This window comes from Microvirga calopogonii (assembly GCF_003347665.1).
GTDB lineage: Bacteria > Pseudomonadota > Alphaproteobacteria > Rhizobiales > Beijerinckiaceae > Microvirga > Microvirga calopogonii.
The window spans coordinates 1-21,091 of the sequence record NZ_QDGA01000006.1; the positions used below are offsets into that span (position 1 = coordinate 1).

General features: G+C 58.8%; 18 protein-coding genes and 1 pseudogene. 1 reads left to right on the forward strand and 18 read right to left on the reverse strand.

Annotated elements, in window-relative coordinates; all coding sequences use genetic code 11:
- Positions 1-37 precede the first annotated feature (37 nt).
- The 16 genes and pseudogenes from DDF70_RS07860 to DDF70_RS07945 all read right to left on the reverse strand — a co-directional run bounded on the left by DDF70_RS07860 (position 38) and on the right by DDF70_RS07945 (position 17,854).
- Positions 38-1,266: pseudogene (locus DDF70_RS07860) on the reverse strand (IS3 family transposase).
- On the reverse strand, positions 1,266-2,132 hold the full coding sequence (locus tag DDF70_RS07865) for a hypothetical protein (protein WP_114944321.1): 867 nt from the start codon (positions 2,130-2,132) through the stop codon (positions 1,266-1,268). The pseudogene DDF70_RS07860 and the gene DDF70_RS07865 overlap by 1 nt, the downstream one beginning before the upstream one ends.
- A 17-nt stretch (positions 2,133-2,149) precedes the next feature.
- Positions 2,150-2,989 carry a hypothetical protein gene (locus tag DDF70_RS07870; RefSeq protein WP_114944322.1) on the reverse strand — a complete coding sequence of 280 codons (840 nt, stop codon included), beginning with the start codon at positions 2,987-2,989 and terminating at the stop codon, positions 2,150-2,152.
- Positions 2,989-5,667, reverse strand: coding sequence for a hypothetical protein (locus tag DDF70_RS07875; protein WP_162820254.1), 2,679 nt, complete (start codon positions 5,665-5,667; stop codon positions 2,989-2,991). Before DDF70_RS07875 ends, DDF70_RS07870 begins: the two co-directional genes overlap by 1 nt.
- A gap of 165 nt (positions 5,668-5,832) precedes the next feature.
- Positions 5,833-6,606: a site-specific integrase gene (locus tag DDF70_RS07880; RefSeq protein WP_114944324.1), complete on the reverse strand. Its 774-nt coding sequence runs from the start codon at positions 6,604-6,606 to the stop codon at positions 5,833-5,835.
- Positions 6,607-7,528: 922 nt separating this feature from the next.
- A complete protein-coding gene (locus DDF70_RS07890) occupies positions 7,529-8,347 on the reverse strand; it encodes a DUF7007 domain-containing protein (RefSeq protein WP_114944326.1) in 819 nt (272 codons plus the stop codon).
- A 304-nt stretch (positions 8,348-8,651) separates the two neighbouring features.
- On the reverse strand, positions 8,652-8,960 hold the full coding sequence (locus DDF70_RS07895) for a hypothetical protein (protein ID WP_114944327.1): 309 nt from the start codon (positions 8,958-8,960) through the stop codon (positions 8,652-8,654).
- 207 nt (positions 8,961-9,167) lie between these two features.
- Positions 9,168-9,698, reverse strand: a complete 531-nt coding sequence (locus DDF70_RS07905) for a hypothetical protein (protein ID WP_114944329.1) — start codon at positions 9,696-9,698, stop codon at positions 9,168-9,170.
- A gap of 107 nt (positions 9,699-9,805) precedes the next feature.
- Positions 9,806-12,007 carry a DNA cytosine methyltransferase gene (locus tag DDF70_RS07910; RefSeq protein ID WP_281024347.1) on the reverse strand — a complete coding sequence of 734 codons (2,202 nt, stop codon included), beginning with the start codon at positions 12,005-12,007 and terminating at the stop codon, positions 9,806-9,808.
- 384 nt (positions 12,008-12,391) lie between these two features.
- On the reverse strand, positions 12,392-13,003 hold the full coding sequence (locus DDF70_RS07915; protein WP_114944330.1) for a uracil-DNA glycosylase family protein: 612 nt from the start codon (positions 13,001-13,003) through the stop codon (positions 12,392-12,394).
- A gap of 119 nt (positions 13,004-13,122) precedes the next feature.
- Entirely contained in the window at positions 13,123-13,590 is a 468-nt protein-coding gene (locus tag DDF70_RS07920) for a hypothetical protein (RefSeq protein ID WP_114944331.1), read from the reverse strand.
- Positions 13,591-13,667: 77 nt separating this feature from the next.
- The gene (locus DDF70_RS07925; RefSeq protein WP_114944332.1) at positions 13,668-14,378 is read right to left on the reverse strand and encodes a hypothetical protein; all 711 of its coding nucleotides are present in this window, start codon (positions 14,376-14,378) and stop codon (positions 13,668-13,670) included.
- Between the two features lie 40 nt (positions 14,379-14,418).
- Positions 14,419-15,015 (reverse strand): hypothetical protein, encoded by a 597-nt coding sequence (locus DDF70_RS07930; protein WP_162820256.1) that lies wholly within the window; start codon positions 15,013-15,015, stop codon positions 14,419-14,421.
- 8 nt (positions 15,016-15,023) lie between these two features.
- Complete coding sequence (locus DDF70_RS36425; protein ID WP_162820257.1) at positions 15,024-15,326, reverse strand: hypothetical protein; 303 nt, start codon at positions 15,324-15,326, stop codon at positions 15,024-15,026.
- A 324-nt stretch (positions 15,327-15,650) separates the two neighbouring features.
- Positions 15,651-17,330, reverse strand: a complete 1,680-nt coding sequence (locus tag DDF70_RS07940) for an AAA family ATPase (protein ID WP_342633909.1) — start codon at positions 17,328-17,330, stop codon at positions 15,651-15,653.
- A gap of 128 nt (positions 17,331-17,458) precedes the next feature.
- On the reverse strand, positions 17,459-17,854 hold the full coding sequence (locus tag DDF70_RS07945; RefSeq protein ID WP_114944336.1) for a hypothetical protein: 396 nt from the start codon (positions 17,852-17,854) through the stop codon (positions 17,459-17,461).
- Between the two features lie 149 nt (positions 17,855-18,003).
- Here DDF70_RS07945 and DDF70_RS07950 point away from each other — a divergent pair, with 149 nt between their 5' ends.
- Positions 18,004-18,321 (forward strand): hypothetical protein, encoded by a 318-nt coding sequence (locus DDF70_RS07950; RefSeq protein ID WP_114944337.1) that lies wholly within the window; start codon positions 18,004-18,006, stop codon positions 18,319-18,321.
- A gap of 346 nt (positions 18,322-18,667) precedes the next feature.
- Here DDF70_RS07950 and DDF70_RS07960 read toward each other — a convergent pair whose 3' ends face one another.
- Positions 18,668-19,009, reverse strand: a complete 342-nt coding sequence (locus DDF70_RS07960) for a hypothetical protein (RefSeq protein WP_114944339.1) — start codon at positions 19,007-19,009, stop codon at positions 18,668-18,670.
- Between the two features lie 194 nt (positions 19,010-19,203).
- Entirely contained in the window at positions 19,204-21,084 is a 1,881-nt protein-coding gene (locus tag DDF70_RS07965; RefSeq protein WP_114944340.1) for a hypothetical protein, read from the reverse strand.
- Between the last annotated feature and the right edge of the window lie 7 nt (positions 21,085-21,091).

The window sequence follows — 21,091 nt, forward strand, 5'->3', positions numbered from 1 at the left end:
TGTACCGCCCGCAGTTTTTGAGACACCGGATTGAAGCCTACGCGGCGAGGGCCGCGGATGGAAGCTGGTTGTGCCGGACGGCTTTCGGCGTCTGAAATCCGTGCCGGGCTATCAGCCAGGTGGAGTTGTAGGTTTCTCGGAAGGTCAGCAGCGCCTGGCGCAACTCCTCGATGGTTTCGAACGAGCGCACCCACAGCAGGTTTTCCTTCAGGGTGCGGATGAACCGCTCCGCACAGCCATTGCCTTCAGGAGCCTGCACAAAGGCCGGCGAACTCTCGATCCCAAGGAACCGCAACTCGTCCTGGAATGCTCGCGACATGTATTGGCTGCCATGGTCGTGCCGGATCGACAGGCCTGAAGCAATCCCTTTGCTAAAGCCGCCAAAGTGCTCGCGTACGCCCTGGCGCAGCGGCTCGAGAGCTTCAAAGCGGGTGGCTTGGCGACTGGCATGAATGCCGACGCACTCGGCACTGTAGTGATCGACCGCCACGAACACGGCAGCTTGCCCTTCGCCAGTCCAAGCGGTGGTCATGTCGGTGCCCCACAGGGTGTCGATGGTTGCCGGAATGATCGTGCCGTCGTGGTTGCGCGGCCCACGCGGCGCCCCCATCCGGGACGGCGCCAGCAGGTCGTGCTCGCGCATCAGCCGCAACACACGGCGGAGCGAGGTGCGGATGCCCTTCAGGCGCAGGCGGGCCCAAACTTTCCGATGCCCCTCGCCATGGAACGGACTGGCGGCCAGGACGGCACGGATCTCGGTTGTGAGCACTGGATCGGACAGCGGTCCGACCGGGCCGCGGCGCCGCCGGTCCGTCTGCGGCTGACGCTGCCGGTAGACGCTCGCCCGGGCCACGCGCCAGATCCGGCAGACACGCGCCAAGCCATAGGGCCGGCCGCTGCTCGGCGAGAGGGCCCGGCTCATCGCCTCGACCTCCTCTGAGCTAAAGGGCGGCCGCCCTCCAGAAGGGCAATCTTGGCCTCCAGCAGCTCACGCTCCAGCAGCATCTCGCCGAGCCGGGCCTTGAGCCGCTCAGTCCCCAGCGCCTCACCGGTGGCCAGCCGGGTGGCGAGACTGGCCTCGCCGGCTGCCAGGAAAGCATCGCGCCAGCCGCTCAGCGTGGCGGCCGTCACGCCCAGGGAGCGCGAGACCGTGTCCAGATCCTCACCGCGCAGCAGCCGCAGAACCGCCTCGCGTTTGCGCTGGCGCGACATGCGCCCACCACGGCCCGGACCGGCCGCATCCTTCATCATCTCTGTCATCATCATCACCCTTCTGCGGATCCAGTCCGCTTATAGGGTGTCTCAGGAAACTGTGGGGCGGAGGACTTGGCAACGTTCTTGAGCATTCCGATCAGCCGCTCCTCGTTGACAACCTTGCCGGGCAGGTGGCCGAGCTGCTTGGCGATCGAGGCGAACTCCTTCTCCAGCCGCGCGCCAGTTGGTCCTCCCAGGCGCGCACCCTGCTGGACGTCCTCGTACATGTCGAGAATGTCCCGCATCTGGCCGATTGTCCGCATGCGCTCGACCTCGTCGCGGAATCCGCCTTCAGGCGATCCGGCATACCCCTGAAACGTCACCTCGCGTATATGACCGAACTGGCGCATGCCCGCCACCGTGCCGAAGGGTTCGGTCGCGATGTACCAAGCGATGGTTCTGCGGAATTGTCTGACCATCCAATGCCATGGTTCTCCTTCCGATGCTGGAGGAATGTGAAACAGCTTCAGAATGACATCAATGTCGTCCTGGTCGCTTGTCGCTGCCGTGGCCCGGTGGGCTGACGCATTGAGGTGCTTCTGGAACATGTTGATCCAGTCAGTCATCCTGTTCTCGAGCGCGGCATTCCGCGTGGACCAAGGACCCCTCGGTCCGATGCCCACAAAGCGTCGAAACAGCAGCTGTCCATTGATCAGATCGGGGCCATCCGGATTGATATCTGCCATCACATCGGCGAGCTCTGACAGAACTTCTAGCGCCCGGTGCACCTCTGGAACAACGATCCAGGTTCGCTCCCTGCCTTTCCCGTCGCGCTTGAATTCCTTGGCCTTTACCCACCAGCGGTACGGGGTCCCGTGCTCATCATGTTTGACGCCCCACTTGCCACGTTCGATCGTCTGGATTTCGCCGTCGCGCATTCCGGACAGATAACCTGTTATAATATAGCAAGCGGTGATGATATTTCGGATTTCTCGATAGGGGCGTAAGTAAACACAGAGTTCCAGGGGACCTGAGTCCCCGGCAACGTTGCGAACTTGTAGTCTTTGGCGGCGATACGCACCGACGAATTTCGAAGCGGCTCCGGCACGCGCTGCAACAGGTTAAGGACATCCGCCGCGGCAACGTCAACATAAAATAGCGCCCACCGCATCATCGGCTCGATTACATGCCGAGGCACCCGTTCAGTGGTGTTTTCATCGATCTGGGGACATCGGCCGAGCAGATCAATTACCGTACGGTCGGACCAGGGCTGATGCTCGGAGATCTCCACCGGCAGGTGGCGACGGTACCAATGCAGGCGCCGTGGGATCGACGATGCACGCAATCGGCTGGTGTAGGACTGTCCGTCGAACTGCGCCATCCAGGCGTCATAGTCGGCATCGGTAGCGGCTGCGAGCCTCACACCACGCTCTGACATGAAGGTCAGGTAGCGCGTCACGATATGAAGGTCCCGCTTGATTCTGGCGGGTGGGATCGGCTCGGTTCCACCTTCCATGGCGGCATGATCCATGTTCATGGCGCACCAGACAAAAGCGCGAATCGTCTCGCGATGCTTCTCTGGAACTCTGTTTAGGTCGATGTGGCGATTGTAGAAGTCGACGTTGACCTGTGGGATGCCGATGTCGAGGTCGATCAGGTTGTCCGCGTACCGAGAGATTGTGGCCGTAGCAGCCTTGCTGGGAATCCACCAGTACTGAGGCACGAACGGAGTATCTGGACCAATTGTGGTGCTCGGCGGAGGCGGCATCCGACGCTTGCGGGAAGTCATTGGCATCAGATGGCCTCCCGAATGGCTGCCGGAATGAACAACGGGTCCTGGTCCTCATCGTCAACGATGAGGAGCTCCGCCTCTGCGAGTTGAGCTGCAGTAAATTGGGGCACGATCTGAACGTCGATCCGCGCGAGATCCTGCGCATAGAGGCTGTGCCACTCGGCATCCGACACGATCCCCCGGCGCAGCAGCAGCCAGCGGCGATAGCGGAGCAGGTTAGGAAGTTTGCGGGCCACGAAAACGCTGTTCGAGCAGTGAAGGCACTCTGTAAACGGAGTTGGGCAGGGCTCTCCGACCGAACCGAACGGACTTTTGTAAAAGCTCATGCAGCCGGCAAGCCAGGTGTCCTCGTCACCGGCCAGAACAGCGGCGCAGATCTCCACCGGCTCTCCGGTTGCCTCGCTCAGCCGCTTGGCCGCCTCTGGGGTGTTGTCATTCGACACGACTCGCGCGGTCACCTCATCGAGGGCACGTCGTAGGCCTCGATCGACAGCCGCGTCATGCGCTTCCTCAAGTGAGGGCAGGTTGGCGTAGTGGTCTCGGGCCACCGCAGGAGTATGGTCGTCGGTGATCGCGTACAGATCCCCGTTCCGTTTGCGGTACTTGGTGGCCTTGACTGTCTTGCGGAAGCGCGACGGGAGAATGGTGTCGAGCTGATCTCCGTCATCGCCTATGATCCCATGACGTTCGCAAAAGCGCCGCCAGCATTTCTGGAGATGGCCGGCAAAGCGGCATTTCCGGAACTCCCCGTCGGTGAAGTAGCCGAGCCACAGATTGTCGGCGTCAGGGTGGCCGGCCTGTTTCATCGCCTCATGAGCGACCTGGGTCAGTTCGAGCACCCGGCGAATAAGGCCGCCCGGGGTCTCCAAGCTCCCGTCCCGCTCGGATTGCACCTTCTCCGTCGAGTGTGGGCGGGCCTTCAGGTAGACGATGTCGACCCGGCCATTGGCAGCGTTTCGAAGACAGTCACGCTGCAACTCCTTGAGCGATCCGTAGTCGATCTGACACATCAGCCCGAGATGAGCAATGAAGGAGGTCAGTTCGTCCTGAGTTGGGCACAAGTTCGGGCCGAATATCCCGGGTGCCCGGACCTCGGCCTCAAAAGTCCGTGGTCCAGAGATGGTGCGACCCGGCAGCAGGCCTCGCTGGCGGCACTGAATCCGCAAGGACTGCAGCAGGGTATACGTGTGTTGAACGAAACGGCCATAGCGCGGGTGTGTCGTGGTGGTGTCAACCGGAGACAGGCGGGTAATCCCTAGTGCGTCGTCCTCCCAAGCAATGAAATGCCGGAGCGTGAAAATGAAGCCAGGGACCTGCTCTTCCGGCATCCCGTTGAGAACCCATTCTTCCAGGACCTCGATCTTGGCCAGCAATCTTTGTATGTAGCCGTTGAAGAAGCAGCGCTTGAGGCCCCCGTTCAAGGCCTGCAGCAGATTAGTGAATTCAGAGCGCCGGTCGACAATCTGACGCATCATGGGCTTGGAGGAGTTCAGCCGGCCAATGGGGGCTATCCCAAGCTCGGGATCATCCCACCTCTCCATCGACTGCATCGTAAAATTGACCGTTCCGAGCTTCTCCCGGGGAACGCCAGCCTCGACCCATGCACGCAGGACGCTGAGCCGCCGGTCAATCTGCTCATTGTACCACTTAAGGATGCTCGGGTGGTCTTTGCGCTCGGTCAGGTCGCCTCTCGTGCGCCCGGCCGCCGCGGCAGTTCGGGCATAGGTGTCAAGGCGGTGCTGCCGGGCCTCTCTGAACTTCACAATCTCATCCTGGGTCCGTTCAAGAGCCCGGTCTTCGGCCGCTTCGACAATAGAGATGAATGTTTGATCGTTGCTGATGAGAAGAGTGACGGTCATTTCGGGCCACCCTAGTCGGCGGCTGACTTCCCTTTGCTCTAGTCCCAATGCGAGAAACTCAGCGGCGCGTAGAATGTCTTCCTTTGGGAAGTCTGAGACCTGCCTCGTGTGCGCCGCGCCAAACCTGAAAAGTCCCGCCTGTTGGATGTCGCGCTTGAACGCCTCGAAATCGACGGAGCCCGTTCGGGCAAGGTGAAGCATGCTGCGTTCCGATGGGCTGAGACGCTCACTGGGTCGCGCTGCCCGAGCTTGGAGCGCTCGGAGATCCTGAATACCTGCACGAACCCGCTCCGAGACCGCCGCGATGTCGGATCGTGCAGCGGTCTGGATCTGGGCTGCCACATGAGGGCTGTAAGAGTCACGGGGTAAGGGTGTGGCCCTCTCGTAACGGCTGATGAAGGATAGACGATCACCGTAAACGGGGTCGTTGAGATCCGGCGCTGTGGCCTCGGGATTGAAAGTCCTGGCCGCCCGAAGCACGAAGATGAGGTTGTGAAACCTGCTCCACGCAGAGGTTTTCATTCCGGGGTGGTCGATGCCATCGAGAAAGGCCCGGTCCATGTCCCTTAAGGAGTACACCCGACCTGCCGGGTCGTGCCGATTAATGTTATTTAGGTTCGACCCCAGGCTATAACGGTAAGCTTTGTAGCTGGCGAAGGTGTTGAAGTAGCCACCGTGCTCGACCATGGACTTGATGACGCGCATCACCTCAAGCGCCAACTCTCGTCGCGGGTATTTGTCGAAATGCCAAGTGGTGGTCCGGTTCTGAAGCCGGACGATGAGGGACGGGCGCGCGGGATCAACCCGGCATGTCCCAGACATACTTAGTTGGGAACTGACTTCCCCTGCCACGTCTAATTGCCGGAAGTCGACCGGACCGCGTCCTCTGCCCATGCTGGTTCTCCAGGTTAAAGGTGGTAATTATCGCCTGTGTCCCATCGTCGGGTCGGACCTAGGAGGCGGTGCAACTGGGCTGCGTGCTGATGTCTACTCCCCCGCCGGGAGGGGCAGGAGCAGCACTTTCGGGATCTCTGCTGCCTCGGATCCGATCAGGCGGTCCCATTCCGCCACAGCGCTGTCGATTAGTTCCTGATTGTCCTCGACGTAGCGAAGGTACTTGAGGGTTGTCCGGAACGCGCGATGCCCGAGAAGCCTTTGGAGCGTGTACAGCGGATCGCCGATGATGCGTTCGTAGATTTCATTTCGACGATCGAGATGACGGCGCCGGGAACGCACCTCGAGTAGCGCGCGCAGCATGTTGTTCAAGGTGTAAACAGCATAGGTATGCCGCAGCACGTGGGGGGTGACATGCACATTCGGGCAACTGCTGGTGCGCAACCGCTTACTCGCCTGTGTGAACACCGCATTCCAGCCGGCCGTGGTAAGGGGACTTCCACCTTCGCCCAGCCAAAGGCTCCCGAAATCCACGATTTCGAGCGCCCCGCTCGTCGGCAATGGTCTGACTTCGACGAGTTTGCGGCGTTCTTCGATAGTCAGCTTGGCGGTCTCTACTAAACCTTGGGCGCCGCCGCCCGAGACGATCCGGATTTTGGAAGGGCCCTCTGGCACGAAGAAAATCCAACCACTCAGGCGCCCAAGTGCCGATAGGCTGTAAGTACGCTTGGGAAAGAACCGCTCGATGGCGAGATGCACGTGATGGGAGCGTTCCTCTGATACATAGGCATCAACGTAGTCGCGCGCGACTCGGGCGGAGTAGTGAACGGTGCGGGCTTTGTTGCCCTTGGTGATAGCAGCCGGCACCTGCACCTCGAGCGTCCGGTTAGACCCAAATGTCAGTGGATCAGGCAATTCTCGGCGCAGCGCAATCCCGTGGTGACAAGCAGTTCCGAGAAAGCTTGGTTGCGCAGGCGAGCGCGGCCCATAGCCATCCCTTGATCACGGAACAGCTTATACGTGGCGATCGGGATTGATCGGACTTTGTCCTCGGTTTGCGCACCCGGAACTTCCGCCACTCGATATCGGGGCAGGGGAGCTTGCGGTGACGGATGAGGCGAAGCAGGACGGCAGCAACTTTGTTCCAGCTTGCGGGACTGAGGCGGATGTTCAGCGGTCCCTCACGCCGAAATGCTCTGTAAGCCCAGAAGTCCGGCTCCGCTGCCTCCGCTAATGACTTGCCGTGCCTCTGGCGGAGATACCTGACGAAGACCTCAGCTTCGAGGGCATAGGTTCTGGCAGTCTTGGGCGACCGCTCGGTCAGACGGATAAGCCGTGCGAAAGCAGTCAGGTCGTGGTCAAGATCCCAGGCTTTGGTAAACACAACCGGGGTGAGTTCGCCTATTGCTGCATGTTCCACTGCAGCCAAGGCTGCCTGCTCCATCTGGCTGTCGTAGAAGGCCGCAATGCCAGGCGTTGCCGGCCGGAGGAGGTCCTCACGTCGGAACTGATGGACGGACACTCTGAGCCCTCCGCTCTTGCTTAAAGCTCAGCTTAATGAGTCTGACAGTGCTGCGACAAGAGGGCCTTCAGCCGGGCCCGCCCGGGCGGGCCCGGCTGAAGGCCCTCTCTAGACATTCGGAACCGCTAACGACCCTGTTTGAGACAAGAACCTGACTACCAAGAGAACGGCCATCACGGGTGAATCGTTGTCGGCAAAGAAATCCAGCTGCGGCGGGCGAGCCGTTATTTCAATCATGGGGGATTCCAGAATGGGAAGTGAGAAGGCTCAGGCCGCAGCAAGGGCAGCGCGCTCGGGCAGGATTTCCTGATGCCGGTCGGGGTCAATAACGAGACCGAACTTCGGGCGCTGTTCGTATTCATCAGCAGCGACGAGGAAGACGCGCTCCTTGCGGGGGCCAGGACGGAAGAGGCGATGGCAGCCGAGTGCCGCTGTGATCTTCAGCATTCCGTCCGCGGCGGCCTGAGCGGAGATCGAGACCCACTTGTCCTTCGTTGCTTCGACGAAGGCTTCCTCTTGCAAACGCAGGCTGTCGGAAAGTGAAAGCTTCTCGCCCGTGACGACCATGTATTCGTGCGGCATGCAATTGACCAGGATCCACTTGGCGGTCCGCCTATCGCGGGTCGTGAACAGTTCAGGGAAATGATAGGCAACGATCGCCCAGCACTGATCCTCTTCGTAAAAGCCGGCGGAGTTGCGCCACACTTCGTGGACAATTTGGTTGCGTTCCTCGTTGAGGGCGAAATAACCGTGCCCCGGTGTATTCAGTTTTACGACGCCCTCGGCATACTTGTAGGCGTAGTCGGCCGCACCGTCGGGAGTGTGGGGGCGATTTGAGCCGAAGGAAATGTACTCGCGATTCAGCGATTTCATCTCGACTGCGGCAAGGTGGATCAGTCGGCGTTCTTCCTGAGCCTCTGTCAGCGTGTCCTTAAAAGCAAGCTGCCACCAGTAGGGCTGGCTCTGTAGAATGCCTTCCTCCAGGCTTTGAACGCGGAAACCCGGGTAGCTTCCACTGACTTCGACGATCCGGAGAGTTTGGCCGGACTCCGGATCGGTAGACACTTCGATCTCGCGCTCGCTCATGGCGGCTCCTGCTTTTGGGGATTTATTTGTGTGGTTCTCTCCGCTCGGTGACTGGGAGAAGGACATAAAAAAAGCCCGCCCCTGCGGGGACGGGCTAAACGGTCGACGTTGCTGCTCGAATTTCACCAGTTAACGCCGGTCCTGCTCATTGAGCTCTCTCGCGCGTTCATTCATTCTCCGTTTCGATCCGAAAAGGACATAGCAGCGGGACGTGCGGGCGAAGACCGCCCACTCGCCTTTGTAGCGACTGACCGTATATTCCATCGAGGTTTCCTGAACTTGATCTGAAGAAAGAGGGACCTGCCTACTGGATTCGGTAGGAGTTGCCCCAGGTCCAAGGACTGGTGTAGCCCGCGAGCAGGTTGTCAGGATCTGCGACTATCTCCAGGTCCCAATAGGGATCGACATGAGTGTCGCACACCCGCGTCACGTCGGATTCGACCGTTGCTTTCACCCGGGCGGCAACTTTTCCGTCCGTCCTGATGTCATGGGAGTTGTCATCCTTATAGGCGACGATCCATTCCGGATGGATTACCGTGCCGAGAACGGCTTTATAGTCGGCGATCGCCCTCTGTTTGGCTTCGGCTTCGGGGAAAAGCGGATCGTCGCTCATGGGATCTTCTCTAATTCGCCACGGAAGACGCCCTTTTGCTGGCCGTTGTCCCAGTTTACGAAGACCATGTTCTTCCCCGGATCGCAGTAAACCGAAGGGCCACGTCCAGTGGCGACCTTCCCAACGGTTCCGAGGGTGTCCCTAGGGACTCCTGCGCAAATGGCGGTGCAGCGGACGCGCATGCCCTCCTGGTACCGCGTGCGAGTGTCAGTCATCGGTGCGGTTCTCCGCGAAGATCACGAAATCGGACCAAGTCTGCCCGTCTTCGGTATGCCAAAGCCCGTCTTCTTTGAACTGTGCGATCTCACGGTCGCCGTCGGGTCCGACCCGGATGGTCCCATAGGTGGCCTGAACGAACTCGAAGGGACCATGGTCCTCGCTGAATCGATCCTCACGTCCGCACTCAAAGCGAATGAAGCTACTTGGCTTTCTATCTGCCGGCTGCTTCTGGGACGAGACTTGGCGAACGAGGCCGCGCAGTTCGAAGTAGATCTCGTTCCGGCGCCAATCGTCCTGCGGGACGTTCTCGATGAACCACCAGGTAGCCTGGAGAGCTCGGTTGACGGGAGAAAGGTCGGGAAGATTCGACAGGCCGGCTAACAGTCCCTCAAAGTCTCGGAGGCTGTCTTTGCGGAGTTTGTCGAGGAGCTGCTGAACTTCGTCTTTTGGATGATCGTTCAAGAGGAGAAGGACTTTGTCGCGGAGGTCCTCCGTGATCTCGATGACAGGGTTGCTCACTTCGGATCCTTTTAGGGGTTGGAGAAATTTCGATCGAACAAGAAAGGCCCGCAGGAGTACCTGCAGGCCCGATCTTCGAAGTACATCTGAATGGGGAATGAGGCGGCTTATGCCGCCTCACCGAACAGGGACATCTGCTGGATGCTGGCCTGCTGCTGACGAGCGAGGAGCCGAGCTTTGAGGTCTGCGCCCCAGGCGCGGTAGACCGGAGGCGGCTCCTTGACCATCGACGCGACAACAATGTTGGCGTGGACCAGCGCCTTTGCGACGCCTGGGCAAACCGAGTTGCCGATCATGCGAGTCTGCGACGTACGGGTCAGCGGCTTACCGTCATGCATGGCCTCAAGGATGTAATCATCCGGGAAGCCTTGGCCGCGGGCAAGCTCCCTGGGGGTCAACATACGGAGTCCGATGTCCACGACCACGTGAGCGCCTACAGTCACGATCTCGCGGTCGTCCCAGCAGCCGAACTCGCGAAGGAAGTTAGCGGCCTTTCGGGCCTTCTCCATGAGCTCGGGAGCCAGAGGCGGGAGGCCGCCCTTCACATCGGCCAGGCCGAAGCGATCCCGTGTCGTGATCGTATGTACCGGCTCCGCGACAGGAGTGTCCTGATCGGACCCATAGTATGCGACAAGAGACGCGCCGACCGTCCCGATGTGGTTGCCCTGCGCCGTCGCCGTAGGCATCGGGTCATTGGCAGCCGAAGAGCGCATGTCAGACCCTTTCATGTTAATCACATGAGGAGCGACCATGTGCGTCTCGACGACGCCATGACGAGGAGCGCCGGCCATCACTGTATGGATGGGTTCGTCCGGCATCTGACCGATGCTGTTCTCCTGGAACTTGGTCAGGTGAGCGGCTACAACACTCTGGGTGCAGCCCTTGCCCACAATCGTGGACAACGGTTCCTCCGGCGAATGGCCGATCACACCAGTATTGTTCTGTGCGAGGAACGTGGCGATGAGCCCCTTTTTCCCCCCGCCACCGGCAGTCGCCGTGCCAACTGGTTCGTCCGCGGCAGAGCCGACAGAAGCGCCGAAGTGGCGGACCAGAGAAACTGCAGCCAATGAGCCGCCGTTTGCGTCAGGGACAATTGTCGGTCCAGGCCGGTCGATCGGATAAGTGCGTGGCTCCTGGCCCGGACGCTCGCCGTAGCGGGGTACGAGGTAAGGAGCGATGAGTGCGTTTTGGTCTTTCCGGCTGGCAGTAACTGTATGGAGGGGCTTTTCCGGCGAGCGATTGAGACCGCCCTGTTGAGCGTATGTCATAACCGGAGCAACGAGGCCTATCGGAACGCCGCAGCCAGGCCGCTTCTCGAAGCTGTTGGCAGTGACGGTTGGGAGTGGATCGTTTGCAGCCGAACCGACGGCACCGTTGCGAAACTTCGTCATGAAGGGCTGCACCAGCGCCTTCTCACCACGATTGGCTGCCGTGATAGTCCGCATCGGGTCATCGACGCTCTCGGAGCGGTCACCGCCCTGGTGAGTCAGAGAAATGAGGAAGGGTCGCTCCGCATCGATCACGTACCGCTTCACGCCTTTGGCGATGCGAGCTAGGGTAGCACGCTCCAGCGGGCGCTTCGTCTGAATGCCGGTTTCCTCCTTGAACTGGAGGGCCTCAGCCTTGGACATGAAGATGGATGGGCAAGGACGTTCCCAATCAATGATCTCAGCGGCCGTGCGCCAGGGAAGTAGCTTGCCGGACTGAACATCGGCACTCTTGGGATCGCCGTGCGTCGGCTCCGGCCACACAATTGGCTTGCCGTCACACCGAGCAACCATGAATAGGCGCTTGCGGATTGTGGGATCACCGTAGTCGCAAGCGCGTAGCTCTTTCTTCTCGACCCTATAACCCAGGCGCTCGAGCTTCGACACCCACTCGGCGAATGTCTGACCCTTGCGTTTCGGACACGGCTGGCCTTCAGGAGTCAAAGGGCCCCATCCGGCGAACTCCTCAACGTTTTCCAAAAGGATGACTCTGGGGCGTACAACCTTCGCCCAGCGGATCACTACCCACGCTAGGTCGCGAATATTCTTCGCCTTTGGCTTTCCTCCGGCGGCGCGGCTATGTGATTTACAATCTGGGGAGTACCAAGCCAAACCGATAGGTTGACCCTTCGTGTACTTGCGGGGATCTACCCGCCAAATGTCGTGCCGCACGTGAATCGTCGAGGGGTGGTTGGCCTCGTGCATCGTCAAGGCCTCGCCATCGTGGTTAATGGCGATGTCAGGCTGGCGGCCGAGTGCCATTGCGATTCCCGTGCTCGCCCCGCCACCGCCCGCGAAGGAATCGATGATTAGACCACCCACCAGAGCATCGAGTGCGCTTTGTTGGTGTTTATGGTTGTCGAACTGCGGCTTTTGGTTGTCGGAACGACCTATAGAGACGGCTTGGGTGATCTTGAACTGTGCTGGAGGCTGGCTGGGCTACTCAACCCTGCCCATGACCGCCGGTGTTTCAACTGCACCCAAGCCGGATCAATAAGTCGTTGTCATTGTTGGGAAGCGGCGGGCAGACTTTATGGTTGTCGGTTTCCGTGCAATTGCCTGTAGCGCCAGCGAGCATAGCCAGTGCAGCAGAGTTTGCGGCATAGCGAGAATAAGCAGGATTGTTCCCGGACATTGAGAATCCTCAACGGGTTAAGGCAGCAGCCGATTGTTTTTGGGGTTTTAGATTTGGATATTCTGCTTACGTCAGAGGAGAGGATGTACCTTCCTCATATCCTCTTCGATCCGGTCTGCGAGGGTGTCGTCCTTACGATGCAGGACAAAGGCGGGATGATACGTGGCGATCAGCGGAGCATCGCAGGCTCGGGTGCTCAATGTTTGACCGCGGTTCTCCGTCAGACCTTCCAAATGAGCTATGCCCCAAAGAGCAGTCGACCCCATGGCCAGGATCGCCTTCGGCTTCTTGTCGCGGAGGAGGCGCCAGGTCGCGCGAAGATCACTTGCTAGTTCTTCGAGCAGATAGCGGCCGCGATAGGCCGGAAGATTGGGATTTGCGGCGGTCTGATCAAGCGTAAAGAAATTCAGGATGTCGTTGTTGCGACGCTTGCCATCTTGATTGGCGCTCCAAGCTGGCTGATGGGCGAAGCAGTTTGTAATGAGCGTTTCGTCTCTTCTGATCCCAACCCGATCGAGCAGCTTGTTAAGCAATTCGCCCGCCGGCCCAGTGAACGGGACACCGTTGATGATCTCTTGACGCCCGGGCGCCTCACCGACGATCGCAAGGCCGTTCCAGGAGGAAACTGGCAGCTGGGGGGCGATGGGACCGGCTAGTGTTCCGGGCGGGAGAGAATTGCGCATGGTTTGTCGAATCCTATCACCAGAGCATGAATCGGAATCCCGATCCAGTCTCCAGCGATCTCAAGGGGCTCTTTTTGGGGTTTGCCATTCGAAATGGCTTGCCGCGTGCCATGGTCAATTCAGTGGACTGTGATGGGAGACAGGAGACCTCCAAAGTTGAAGGCCTTTTCGACCGCTTGGTCCGCCACGAAAGGATCAACCTTTGGACTTCCGGCTTCCGTACGAATGGGAAAGTACCCAGCCAGACTGCTTTGATCGGTGTACGCTCCCATGACGACGACGAGATCACTAGCTCCCGTTTTTGGGTCCTCGAAATATGCTGGGGTCACGATTGCATAAGAGGTGGCCTTATGGACACGCAGGATCGAGGCGTAGCTCTCGCGGAGATACTCATTTACCATCGCCTCATCATCACAATTATACGTGATCTCCTCGACGAGGTCAGATGCGACGCTGATCGTACGGATGATCTGCTGAGGGTCGAGCATCAGCATCGTATGCTGTAGGTCGTGTCTATTCTGCACGAGTTCCAGCACCTTTTCAGTTGCTCCGGAAATCAACTTTCTCAGTTCGGCGTCGTCGGCCATCAACAAACTCAAATCAAAAATTGTTGAGGTCGAAAATGAACTCTAATTCGGCACAATTCAAGCGTCTGCTCGGCCGATCAAGCCGCTATGCCAAGGGAAATCGGGATAGGATCGAACCGGGTTTCCCTCCAGAGGCGAATTAACAATTCGGCGCGTTCACAAACGATCGAGTTCCGGAGGATCTCTCCTCGGCTATGCGCTCCAATTCTCCGTAGGATCGCTTCGGCTGCGGCTTGTTCTGATAGGTGTGGTGAGCCTGCCGCCTTCTGTATCAGGCCAGCCGGATCGTGATGTTTCCCCAGCCAGAGTCGAAATTCATCTTCTTTGCACAGAAGAATGATCCGTTGCATGGTCTTCCGGCGTTGTTCGGGAGCATACCCCGTATGGTCCGTCTCATCCGACGGATCAGGCTGGGCTGAAATCCGGATCTGCGTTCCTCTCTTGGAATAGAGGATTTCGCTTGAAAGCGAATTCGGGAGAACCGCAAATGATAACGACACCAGACCGTTGCCGAGGTCGCTGATTGGCAGTCGCTGGGCTTTCGTTGCTCCGATCAAGGGGCCAGCGTCCGCAATGACGGCGACTGCAAGCTTGAAAGTGCTGCGGGCGGGCGCGAACTTCAAATCATCGGGAATGTCAGATGGTCGGACCGCGACCGTGAATGAGAACAGTCCATCCCCGTTGTCTTTCGTTGCGCGTTTCTCCCCTAGGAACACTGAGTTTGAGCTGCCCGCAAAAATGGCCGGCTTTGACCGGCCATCAAGGGGTGGGGACAGGTAGTTCATCATCGAGAGCACATCCTTTGTGACTTGTGCCCCTGGTCCTCGCCTAGCCGAGACCGAAATCTCGACCTCTCTGTCTGCCGATGGCAGGCATGGACACTCCATCCATGCGATCTGCCGATCCGAACATTTTGAGAGCCTGATCGATGACGCTCCGGGGATTTTGCTTTGTGCCGAACGGGAGATAATCCTCGAGCTGTGTTACATTGCTTTTGCCGATGCCGACCTCGGCGTCGCCTCCGCTATGGCCTTCGGCTGGGACTTCGGCTCCGAAGAAGTACGAGGAAGCGTCCTGTCGTACGTAGTTGGCCGCAGACGTGAAGCCCATATTGTCGAAAAGTTTTCCAACTGCGCCAAAGACGCTTGTGCCAGCGCTGGAAACAGCGGACCCGACGGCTTGGCCGACGGATGTTTCACCTATGCGGTCTGACAGGGACTTTCCAGAGACCGCGTACAGTCCAAAATCAACGACATCGTAGGCCAGGAGTGCGGTGCCGATCCCCGGAATCATCCTTGAGCCTGCTTTAGTCGCGAAGCGGGCAGCTACTTTTGCCGAAACCTTGTCAGCAACCCAGTCGGTGGCTGATGAGGCGCCTTCGGAGGCGATGCCTAGCGCGACATTGGATACGGTCTGGCGATCCATTTGCATCATCAATCCCTTTCAGGCCCTGAGAAGCGTCCTGGCGCGGGAAGTCGCTTCACGGGAGCTGGGAGTGCCTTGGGCGGTGGAGGGAGGCTCGCGATGAACGCATCGATCGCGTTGGGACCGGCTGGTGCGATTTCGCCATTTTTCGGCCTATTGGCGTTTTCCTGTTGCTTCTTATGGGCCGCGAAGCCGGCTTTGAGACCGCGGATGAGTCCTGTCGTTCCGGCGAGAGCAATATCGGCAGCCTCGGAATTCAGTTCCTGAGATGCGGAATTGAGGTTCTCGCGCCCGAGGTCATTGGCTGACAATGCAGCCTCTTTAACCGCTCTTCCGAGCTTTCGGGCTTGATCAGCCGCCGTGCGATCCTGCCGTGCATACAGGTGTTCACGGTCTTTCTCACCCGCCTTATCGTTCGGACCTTTGTCGTTGTCTCCTGCCGTCGGCTCGACAACAGCTGTTCGAAGCTCAGGCCCCGGGTCTCCGTCGTGGTGACGATCCTGGTAGATATCCGAGATGCGAGCTGGAAGATTATGCCTGGTCTGATTGATCTGATCTTCGAGACTGTCGTTGTCCACCGCAGGCGCTCCTAGTGTCTGGCGCCCGATTTATATCACGTCAGTTCGAATTAAACATCACGTTTCAAGGCGATGAAATTGGGTTCCGCCGGTGATTAGCGGGGCCAGAAGTGTCCGGCGCTTGGCGCTGGATGATTTTGCCAGGGCGGCCCGGACTTGGTTCCGTTCGTCCACAATGACGCATTTCTGGCGGGCTCTGGTAATCCCTACGTTGAGCATGTTGCGGTCGAGCATGCTTGCGTTGCCTGGGTCAGCCACAACTACACTTGTGTGAAATTCCAATCCCTGCGCCTTGTGATAGGTTATGCAATAGGCCTTTGAGAGGGTGCCTGTCGCCTTCAATGCAAATTCTGCGACAACCCCCGCATCAGTGACTACACTGATGGTACCGTCACTGATATCGGCGATTGTTCCGGTTTCGCCGTTGAAGAAGTCCTGATCCCGATCGTTCTTGAGTTGCATGACGCGGTCACCGACAGCGAACTCACGGCGACCTGTGATGGCATCATTTATCGCCTTTGTGCCGACCGGACCCTCATGTCGAGCGGTAAGGACTTGGACGTTATCAGCCCCGACAGCGTTTTTTGCAGCGTGCCAGGCCTTAGTCACGGCCATCAATGTGTCCTTGGGGTTGATCGTCTGGGTATAGAGGATGTCGGTACCAACGAGGGGCATCAGCTCCTTCATTACCCTCTTCCCTGAGACTGGGATGGACGATCCGGCTCCTGAGCGATGATTTGTATTGAGGACCACGGCGGGCACAGCGCCTGAGGCCAGCATAGCCTCAACCGGTTTACCGCGGCCGATCGGCGCGATTTGCTCTGCGTCGCCGATGATGACGAGCCTAGCGGCTGGGTGAAGGGCGCGCAGGAGGGCGAGTATGAGGGAATTCCCGATCATGAAGGCCTCCTCTAGGAAGATGAGGCGTTCGTCGAGTGGATTCTCTTTGTTCCGTCCGAAGAAGCCGTCGATGTACTCGAGCCGGTTATGCAGTGTGTCGGCAGCCAGCCCCGTCTTCTCGTGGATCGTACGCGCGATCCGGGCGGGAAGGGACAGACAGAGCGGGACGAGCTGTTGGTCAGCCTCCATAAGGATCGAGGCAATGATCTTGATAATGGTTGTCTTGCCAGTGCCTGGCCCACCGGAGATGATGGTGGTTCGGTGGGTGCAAGCCTCCATGACCGCCTGGATCTGACTATCATCAATCTGGGGAACGCCAAGGGCAGCAGCGTGGCGAACAACATCGTCGGTCGTGACCGGAATGGGCATTCTTCCAACCCGCTGCTTGATCTCACTTGCGATAGTGGCCTCTTCATAGAACACCCGGTTGAGCATCGCTCGGCGCACCCCATGGAGGCTGACCTCCATTATCAGCCCGTTGTCGATGGCCTGGCGCCAAGCCCACTGGACCTCCTGCATGGAGGCTCCCGAAGTGACTGCCATTCGTTCCAGGATGGTTAGACTGTCGGCAAAGGTGTGACCGGCACGCTCGGAATGGTCGAATGCTTCGAGAATCGCGGCGCGGAGGATGCAGCGCCGGTCCGAGCTCTCTGAGGTGCGTCTCCACAGGCGAGCGGCCTTTTCGAAGGAGATGGCATCGATCTCGGCGTAGAGACGGAATGGGTCGCTGGCGAGCACGAAGGGCAGCCGTCCCCCATAGTAGGCCTCAAGGGTATCTTGGACTTTCGGGCTTATCCCGCAGGCGTGGAAGAGGATCTTTCGGGCTTTGGTGGACAGCTAAAGGTCGGGCTGGTCGTGATCTTCGTAGTCCTTGGTGTCTCGACAATAGCGATCGATATCAGCGCGCGAAAGCCTGATGTGCATTTCGTTCCTGGGTTGGGCCTTGGAGCTAAATGAGGCCTGACTTAAGCGAGGCGGCTGTCAGATCTCGGTGTCAGATACGTGACGGCGAGTCCTGTCACAAGGAAGAAGACTGTCACGACCGCAACTGCGACCGTAAGGGGGACAAAACGGGCGAGAACGACAATTGGCGCGGTGATCACAGTCAGGGTGACCAAGCCATTGAAAACGAACTTCATCCAATGTCGGACTTCTTTCAGCGAAGCTGCGATGAACAAGGCAGCGAGCACGACCACGAAGAGAAGGATGATCGGATATCTCTCGTTGATGGGAAGAAGAGTTCCTACGACATACCTCGCGGCAAAGTCGGGCAGGTATGGGGCGGCAACCTCAACGAGGAAGATGAATGCGAGCGAGGCGCTCTTGAAGCTGTTGGCAATCGCAAATGGTGTGCCGCGCATGGGGACCAACCCTTTTGGGTTTTTATGTGTGCTATGGACGGAACGATTATGCTAAGAGTTATACCGACCTTCTTCCGCAATGCAAATCATGATTTGCGATTTTCAATTCCCCCAGGTCGTCAAAAAATAGCCTAGGAGCTTTGTCGCCGATGAACGCCGTAGCAAAAATCAGAGCCGTCCAGGATGAGCCGAAAACCAAGTGCAGCGTGATCTTCCTCAGGAACTCTGATGGGGCTCCGTTCATCCATCACTTTGAAATTTCGGAGCGGGAAATCCAGCAAGGGAGGATCTACGATTACATCCTCGCGTGCTGGGGCTCTGTGGCGGATTACCAGAACCTGAGGCCGGCCCTCTGCCGTCGGGAAGAACCGACAGGAGATGGTTTCTTGGTGACCTATCCGAGCCTTTGCCAATACGTCGAGCGTAAACTCCTCGAGGAGGAAACCTCTCGGGCACATAGGGCATAAGCCATGAGCTTGTTCACGTCTGCCAGCACGCGCGAACGGCGGCACAGGCGCCGGTCCGAGCTCGCTCTGTTGGGTATTGTGGGCGTTGTTGGCTACCTCGGCCTATCCGTATTCACCACGACAGGAGGTGCTGTCCTGATCCGAGTAGCCTTGGGCCTTTCCATCGTCGTCCTGGTGGGGTTGATCGGACTGTTGTGCTGGCGAGCCCGAGATCCAGAGGCGAGAAGGAGATTGGCAGGCCTCGTCCGGCACGCGCAGCCTCGGCGAGGCGGAAGTCCGGACGAGAACCTGACGGACGAATAAGAAAAGGGGGGGCGGAAAACCGCCCCCCTTCCTGTTGTGGGTTCTAACGGATCGTCCGAGCCTTGAGAGCCATAACGCCACCGTAGACGGTTGCGATGACCTTGGTGATGAGCCGGTTCTCGAAGGTGTTCATCGGCGACCGGAGGATCACCGCCGGGATGATGATTGCGACAACAGCGGCCGTCTCGATGGGCACACCGGCGAGCTTGTAGAGGCCCAGGGCGATTGCACCGGCCCAGACGAGGCCGCCGAGGATATCTCCGACAATCTTCGGCATCGCGGCCAGAAGCCGGTCCTCAGTCTCCTCGATCTCGTCGAAGCTCTTCCAGAAGACGCGCCAGAAGAACGGCGCAAGGAAAGCGAGTAAGAGGGCAAACAAGAACATGTGATAATCTTTCTTTCAGGGGATTCTAGCGTCCCAACTTTCAAATTTCCTAACCGAGAAATAACATATCAAAGTACGCGCCCGCATCGTGGGGTCGATAAGAGTTTCCTCTCTGCCTTTCTGTCAACTGGTTTCGAAACAAGAAAGCCCTCGGCCGGGACCGAGGGCTTTCTCAAACCGGAGTACAGCTTTGGCTATGGACTGGGCGAGAACGCTTTGACGGTTTGGGTGGTCGGGGCTGCGCCTGGGATATTCGGCAGCCCGCCCGCTCCGCCCATGCGTTGCTTGATGAAGTCCTTGGCAAATCCAAAGCCTTTCGGGCCAACAAACCCAGCGGCCCGGCCTGTAAGGTTCCCGGCGCCGAGGGCGACGACCCCCCCCACCGATGCTGCAACACGCACGCCATGCATGATGCCGGAGACCGCTCCCGCAGCGAACGAGTTTTCTCCTGTCATTCCCTGATAGCTTGCGATCGCTGCTGCAAGACTGGGGGCCGTCCGCATCAGGGATGCCGCCAGAGCTCCGGTCGCAAAGGAATAGATCAGGAAATAGAACGTGTTGCCAATGGCTTCAGGGCTGCCGACGCCCAGGGTGGAGGGGTTCCCAGCCTTCTGTATTCCCTGCGAGAGGATGAACAGCATGATTGCCGACAGCAGGCCTGACATGACCAGAAGCACCGAGCCGTAAAGGAAGCTCCGGAGGGCGTTGGTGAAGGTCTTCTGGGTTGTCTTGTAGACCCAGGCATAGGCGAGGAAGGGGGCAAAAGCCACGAAGAAGCCCATGCGGGTGAGTGCCTCGACGATCTGGAACGCGAAGAGCAAGAGCGCGAGCCAATAAACCCCGAAGACGACGAAAGCGAAGATCGAGAGGATGAAGCTTATGAACAGGCTCCTTTCCGAGGAGTCGGCGGTCTCGATCTTGCTCGCTGGCTCCGAGCCCTTCTTGATTGCTTCGTTGACCGTCAGGTGAACAGCACAGACGAGGTTGATCACACGCTCCCCCGCCCGGATGATTTCCTGGTCGGTCCCGCTGATCCTGTCATAGCGGCAAACACCGTTCGAGCGATTGTTCTTGAAGGCTTGGTTGCCCACGGTTGCTAGCTTCGTACCAAGCTCGCCCCCGATGGACATCGATGGGATGAGAACGTAGGGGCGTACAATCTCCGTGTAGACCGAGCTGGTCCCAATGAGAGTGATGACGAACGTGAACCTCATTACCAGCCAGAAGATGTCGTTCCAGCCGCCCGAGCGGGAGATCCAGAAAAGCCTGCCGGCGATCAACACTATGAAGACGATACCGAAGATGATCCCCATGAGCTTGGCGGCCTCTGAGCCGAACTTCTGGATCAGAACGGGACCGATGCGGCTAGTCACCTCAACCACTCGAGCGACGCCATCGCAACCCCAGCACTCCTGGACATTCAGGTCGGGACGAGAGGAGAGGTCCGACGTATCGGTTCCCTCCGCGAGGTTCTGGAAGGGATCCGAGACTTCTCGTGGAGTAGAGGCACCGGTCCTCATCTTGTCAGCCATCTTACAGATGGTCGTGCCATTGATGTCGGAAAAGCCAGAGCACTTGCCCGATTGGACCATTTTCTGACAGTTGCCGGTACCTAGCTGAATACAGGCCATGATCATGGCGCCGTCGACCGGCTGCCCGTCGAAAGTGCCCATCTGTTGGAGTTGGCGGACAACGGCCGTGTTGGCTCCCTGGTTCGTGAGATTGGCCCAGACCCTTACCTGCTCGTCCAAACTCGCATTTGCGTAGGACTCGGGTGTGTAACCGGCAGCGGCCAGATTGGAGCGGTTGACCTGGAAAACGCCGGTGCAGCAGCTTCCATTGTAGATGCCAGCGTTCCCGGACGATTCGAACATTCCGAGATTGCCCATCTGGTCGGCGTACTGACGCAAGCTGGGATTGAGGTTGGAGTTACGAACTGCGTTGGCGATGTCGCTGGCTGAGTAGTTCGTTTTCGGCCCGAGTTGGGATTGTCCCGCCCATGTCTCGGATATGAATCCGACACTGCCAACAATGACGATCACCAAGAGGGCAATCCAGCGTAAGGGGGCGCTCATTCTCATC